The following is a 5,931-nucleotide window of genomic DNA, read 5'->3' as shown; positions in this document are numbered from 1 at the left end:
CTTCGTTGAGCCAGAAGTCGCGCCAGGTGGCGGTGGTGACGAGATTGCCCCACCACATGTGCGCAAGCTCATGCACGATCACCCAGCCGGATTGCGGGTCGGCGACGCTGCGGTCGAGCTCCCCTTTTCCGATCAGTGCATAGGTGGCCGCCTCCTGCGCTTCACGGCCCTGGACAAGCAGCTGCGCGTACCGGCCGTCCGGCAGCTTCACCCCCGCTTTGTCCGACAGGAAGCGGACCATCGCCGGCGTTTCCGCGAACAGCCGGCGGAGCTCCGGAGCGCTCGCCCCCTCGCCCAGATACGTAAGCTCCGCGCCCTCCGCTTTCTCGATCGCGCGGATGAAAGGGCCGACCGCGAAGCCGAACAGATAGGCGGAATAAGGCCGCGTCGTCCGCCATCGGTGCACTGTCGTCCCGTCCGGAGCCGGGACCGTGCGGACCAGTCTTCCAACCGACAGCGAGGACATTCCACGCTGCAGCCGCAACTCGAGCGTGAAGTCGGCCTTGTCCCCCGGCGCGTCCTGAAGGCAGACCATCCAGTCGCAGGCGAAGTAGCTCGTGTACATGGACGCGGCAGTGGCGGTGACGCCGCGAGCGGGCACTCCGTGGTAGCGGAACGACAAGGTTGCCGAGCGGCCCTTGCCGATGGGCCGCGGCAGCTCGAACCGGATCGACGCCTTGTCCGACGAGACCCGCACCGGCCGGCCGTCCAGCGTCGCGCTCTCGATCGTCAGCGCGTTCGGCGAAAAGCTGAGGGTCCGAAGATCGGGCGTGAGGCTGCGAAACTCGATCCGCTCGCGTCCGGAAACGGATTTCGTCGCCGGCTCCGGCACCAGCGAGACGCTGTAGCGCTCCACGTCGAACCCGGCGCCGATCTTCGCCGGGACGTCCGCCGCGAGAGCGGCCGGCGCGAACAGGATCGATGCGAGGGGAAGGACGACCCTGAGCATTCAAGACCTCACGCCCGCCTAAGCGTCAGCGTGTCCCGTAAGTGCGGTCGCCGGCGTCGCCGAGGCCGGGGATGATGTAGCCGTGATCGTTCAGCTCCTCGTCCATCGCGGCGGCCCAGATCGGAACATCCGGATGGGCGGAGCGGAGCGCCTCCACCCCCGGCCGGGCCGCGAGCAGGCAGACGAAGCGCATGTCGGAAACGCCTGCTTCCTTAAGCCTGTCGATCGCCGCCACCGCCGTGTGGCCGGTGGCGAGCATCGGATCGACCACGACCACGAGCCGGTCGCCCACGTCGTCGGGGGTCTTGAAATAATATTCGACCGCCTGGAGCGAAAACGGATCGCGGTAGAGGCCGATATGGGCGACGCGGGCGGAGGGAACGAGGTCGAGCATCCCCTCGGCCATCGCCAGCCCGGCGCGAAGGATCGGCGCGAAGACCAGCTTCTTGCCGGAGATCGCCGGCGCTCGGGTGGCCGCGACGGGGGTCTCGATCTCGACGAGCTCGGTCGGAAGGTCGCGGGTCACTTCGTAGCAGAGCAGGGTCGCCGTCTCGCGGACGACCGTTCGGAACAGCTGGATCGAGCTGTTCCTGTCGCGGAGCAAAGTGAGCTTGTGCTGGACGAGCGGGTGCCCGACGATCGTCAATCCATCCATGCCTAGAATACCGTCCCGTCGCTGATGATCGTGAATGGCGGCCCGCCGCCCCGCCGGAGCTGCGCGGCGATCCGCCTGCCCGCCGCCCAGGTTCCTCCCTCGAGCATCCGGGCGAGCGGAAACTCCTCTTCCCTCACGCCCAGCTCCGCCCGCACCAATGGCGCCAGCCGGTCGAGCAGCGCCACCGTCATCGACCGCCAGGCGACGATCAGCGGGTCAGACACGTGGATCGGCCGCGCCGCCGTGCCAGGGTCGGCAAGCGTGAGCACGCCTGTGTCGGTGAAGAGGCCGCCGTTCCGATATTCCGCGAGGCCGGTGAGGCCGTCTATCTCGACCACTTCCACGCCCGCTTCCTGGAGCGGCTCGATCAGCGAGTAGCTCAGCCACTGCGAGAGCTTGTGCAGCGGGACGAGGCCGTCCGTCGGATCGCTCCGCCGGAGCGCGGGATGGTGCCAGCAATCGCCGAGCGGCAATCCGTTCACGACGATCCGGTCCGCCCAGATCGGCCCCAGCGCTTCGAGCAGCAACTCGAGGATCCGGGGGGCCGGCAGCGCGCCTCCGTCCGCACGCGCGGCGAGCACGTCGTAGAGACCGCCCGGGCGCGGCGCGTCCTCCGATGCGAACAGATCCGGCCGCGCGAGCACCTGCGCCCCCAAGCGCTGGAGAAGCGCCGTCCGCCCCTCGAGGCCGACGATCGGGTTTCCTTCGTCTACCTGGAAGCCGCGAACCAGCGCCTCCGGCCGAAGCTCCACCAGCGCCGCCCCGTCCGCCCGGAGCGGCGAACCCGGATCGTTTGAAAAGGCCCCGGCTTCGAACATCCTCTGGCTTGCGACCGCTAGGCCTTCCGAGCGGCTGAAGGTCTTTCCCTCGTCATCGAAGCGCCAGTCCGCACCTGCGCCCGCATCGAGGAGGACCGACAGGATGATCAGATCGAAGGCAGCTCGTGCACGCGTTGCCGTCCCTCCCTCCGGCAGCTTCGGCGGCCCTGCGACGAAGTGACGGGAGCGGGCATGGAAGGGGATGTCGAGGCCTGGATATTGCTCCCGCGTCACCTTCGCGGTGAGCTCGGCCGCAACGGGCAGGCGGTCCATGTCCACCACCCAGAAGTCGATGCCGCCCGCGATGCCGAGATCGAGCATCTCGTGCGCGCGCTCGCGGACTGCGCCGGCGCTGAGCAGGCGGCGAAGCGGATCTGTCGAACCGTGCATGCGCTAGAATTTGCCCAGGTCGCGCCCGACAACGGAGCGGAGCGCGTCCGCGCTCGGCGGCCCCTCCGGAGTGAAGTAACCCGCCGCCTTCTTCGCTTCCATTTCCACCGACGCGTCGGGCGGAACGAGATCGTCGGGGATCGGAACCCGCTCGCCGATCTCGATCCCGCCTGCTGCAAGCGCGTCATACTTCATGTTGGACATCGACACGAACCGGTCGATCCGGCGGATCCCGAGCCACTGGATCACGTCCGGCATCAATTGCTGGAAGCGTGCGTCCTGCACGCCCGCGACGCATTCGGTGCGCTCGAAATAGGTCGCCGCCTGGTCGCCGCCCGGCTGCCGCTTGCGCGCATTGTAGACCAGGAACTTGGTCACCTCGCCCAGGGCCCGCCCTTCCTTGCGGTTATAGACGATGAGGCCGACGCCCCCTGCCTGCGCCTGCCGCGTCGCCTCCTCGATGCCGTGCGTCAGATACGGCCGGCACGTGCAGATGTCGGAGCCGAAAACGTCCGAGCCGTTGCACTCGTCATGCACTCGGCAGGTCAGCGTCTTCGATGCATCGCCGAGGTCGCACGGGCTCCCGAAGATGTAGAGCGTCATTCCCCCGATCGGCGGCAGGAATACGGACATGTCGGGCCGCGTCACAAGCTCCGGATACATGCCGCCCGTCTGTTCGAAGAGGCAGCGCCTGAGGCTCCCCTCGTTCACCCCGAACCGCTCCGCCACGCCCGGCAGCCACCACACCGGATCGACGGCGATCTTGGTCACGGAAACGTCGCCTGCTTCGTGGACCACCTCGCCGTCCACCTCGAGCCGCCCGGCCGCGATCGCCGACTGGATCTCCGGCAAGGTGAGCCGCGCCTTGGTGATCGCGATCGAGGGGCGGATGTCGAGGCCGGCCTCGATCAGCTCGGAGAAATCCTGCGCCACCCTGTGCCCCCACGGATCGAGCGAGACGATCTTGCCGGCCTCCGCCCATTGCGGGTGCGGGCCGATCTCGCAGACCGGGGAGGTGTCCTGGAGGTCGGGCCGCGCGTGCGGGTCCATTGCACCGGAGGAGATGGCGAGCGCGCGGTAGATCGAATAGGAGCCGCCGTGCGCGCCGATCGCGTTCCGGTCCGCGCCGGCGTTGACGGTCGCGAGCACCGGCCCCCGCTCCGCCGCCGTCGCCGCGCCCCAGTTCAGCGGATAGCGGGAGGCGATGCGCGAGCCGGGATGCGAAGTGAGCCTGATGTGGCCGCTCTTGCCGCTCGATGCTTCCATGAGATCGTTCCCGTCCAACCACACACTCGGCGCTGCGCCGCGCCCACACGCTACGCCAGCCTGCCGCCAGTGGCTAGGCTGCTAATCACAGTCGGCGCCGGTCAGGCGGTGCCGGCCTCGAGCTCTCTGAGGCTCCTGCCGCGCGTCTCGCGGCCGGCATAGCCGACGAGACCGGCTGAAAGCAGCATCGGGCCCAGCAGCGCCAAAGCCGCCCCGCCCAGCGTCGGGATGAACCCCGCAAGCGCGAACGCCTGCACCGCCACGCCGCCGAACTTGCTGCTTCCGGCGACGAGCCCCGTCGCGCGCCCGCGTATGCCGAGCGCGTAATTCTCGGCCGCATAGGGCAGCAGAACCGCGATCATCCCGTTCGAGCCGACGATCAGCAGCGCGATCACCGTCACCACCACCGCCTCCGACCGGAGCACATCGCCCGGGAGCAGCGCTCCCACCAGCCCCGCAAGCGTCAGGATGATCGTGCCCACCATCGTCCACTTGCTGCTCCAGCGGCTGTAGAACCAGGCGGCGAGCATGATCGTCGGAAGCGCGATGAGCGCCGAGCTGGTGATGATCCCGCTCGCAAGCGCGGAGCTGTAGCCGCGCTGCTGCAGGTCGGTCGGCAGCCACAGCAGCAGCCCGAAATTGACGAAGCTCCACGAAAGGGCCGTGATCACCAGTGCCGCCGTCAGCCGGCCATGCCGCTGCGCCGCGAGTGGTGCATCGGCGGGCACCTTTTCCCTGGCGCGTGGGACGATGCCGTACTTCCGCTCCATCTCGGCAAGTTCCCAGGTGCAGCCCTGCTCGGCAAGGAAGCGCGGGGATTCCGGGATGAGGCGCGCCAGCAGCAGGAGCAGGATGCCCGTTGGAAAACCCTGCAGCCACAGCACGCGCCAGCCGAAGACCGGCTCGAACGCGTGCGCGGCGCCGCTCGCGGCGAGGTAGCCGCCGACCAGCCCCGTTCCGCCCACGAGCACCAGCACCCAGCTCCTGTGCTTCGGCGGCATGATCTCGGCGAGCAACGTGTACACCACCGGTAGCATCCCGCCGGCCGAGCAGCCCATCATGAAGCACATGAGGAGGTTGAGCTGGAACAAGGGCATCGCCCCGCAGATCGAGGTCGACACGAACAGGATCGTCGACAAGAGTATCGAAACCCGCCGCCCATAGACATCGGCGATCCAGCCCCAGACGAAGGACCCGACCGTCGTCCCCACCAGCGCCGAGAAGGGAAACCAGGCAACCGTGGCTTTGCTGATGCCATATTCCGCGCTCATGCCGGGGAGCACGAAGCCGAGCGTTGCCGGCTTCATGACGTCAATGACGAGACCGACCGTCAGCACCAGCAATACGCCGGCATGCCAGCGTGTCAGCGGCGTCGAATCCGGCGCTTCATAAGAGGTGCCCGCGTGGGAATCGTGCGGCGCCCGCTGCTTCGGGAGGGCTCCGTAGATGGCCGCCGGAACCCCGACCAGGATCAGCGCCATGCCGATCCACATCCCCGCGTCCATCTTCATGCCGACCAGGTGGTTGCCCATCCGGTGCGCCATTGCGAGCATCGGCAAATGCAGCAGCACGCCCGCGCAGATCGCCGCGCACGCACCCCAGAAGATGGGCGCGCGCTCCCCGACGATCGAACTTCTTCCTGCTGAAGTGGTCTGCATCATCCCCCCGTGCCAGCCTAGCGCCTCTCGAAGGCCGGCGAAACGGGCAAAAGGCCCTTGCCTTGCCGTCTCCAGCTCCCCGGCTTATCCCCCGCGCAGCATGAGGCGGCGGGACGAAATCATGGCGGTGGATCGGAAGAGCAGCAGCATCTGGGGCGGCCGCTTCGGCAAGGAGAGCTCCGATCTGATGCGCGA

Annotated in this window: 5 protein-coding genes; all 5 read right to left on the bottom strand. The window is 68.2% G+C overall.

The window, feature by feature from the left end; genetic code table 11:
- On the bottom strand, positions 1-949 hold a 949-nt coding region (locus VF662_RS07010; protein WP_464139279.1), incomplete at its 3' end, for a M1 family aminopeptidase.
- 25 nt (positions 950-974) lie between these two features.
- Positions 975-1,604, bottom strand: a complete 630-nt coding sequence (gene upp, locus VF662_RS07005; protein WP_464139277.1) for a uracil phosphoribosyltransferase — start codon at positions 1,602-1,604, stop codon at positions 975-977.
- Between the two features lie 2 nt (positions 1,605-1,606).
- On the bottom strand, positions 1,607-2,812 hold the full coding sequence (locus tag VF662_RS07000) for a URC4/urg3 family protein (RefSeq protein ID WP_464139275.1): 1,206 nt from the start codon (positions 2,810-2,812) through the stop codon (positions 1,607-1,609).
- Between the two features lie 3 nt (positions 2,813-2,815).
- A complete protein-coding gene (locus VF662_RS06995) occupies positions 2,816-4,078 on the bottom strand; it encodes a GTP cyclohydrolase II (RefSeq protein ID WP_464139273.1) in 1,263 nt (420 codons plus the stop codon).
- A gap of 101 nt (positions 4,079-4,179) precedes the next feature.
- Positions 4,180-5,736 carry an MFS transporter gene (locus VF662_RS06990; RefSeq protein WP_464139271.1) on the bottom strand — a complete coding sequence of 519 codons (1,557 nt, stop codon included), beginning with the start codon at positions 5,734-5,736 and terminating at the stop codon, positions 4,180-4,182.
- Positions 5,737-5,931 lie beyond the last annotated feature (195 nt).

This window comes from Allosphingosinicella sp. (assembly GCF_036387215.1).
Taxonomy (GTDB): domain Bacteria; phylum Pseudomonadota; class Alphaproteobacteria; order Sphingomonadales; family Sphingomonadaceae; genus Allosphingosinicella.
The sequence above is the reverse complement of the archived record's forward strand: the minus strand, read 5'-3'. Positions and strand labels throughout refer to the sequence as shown.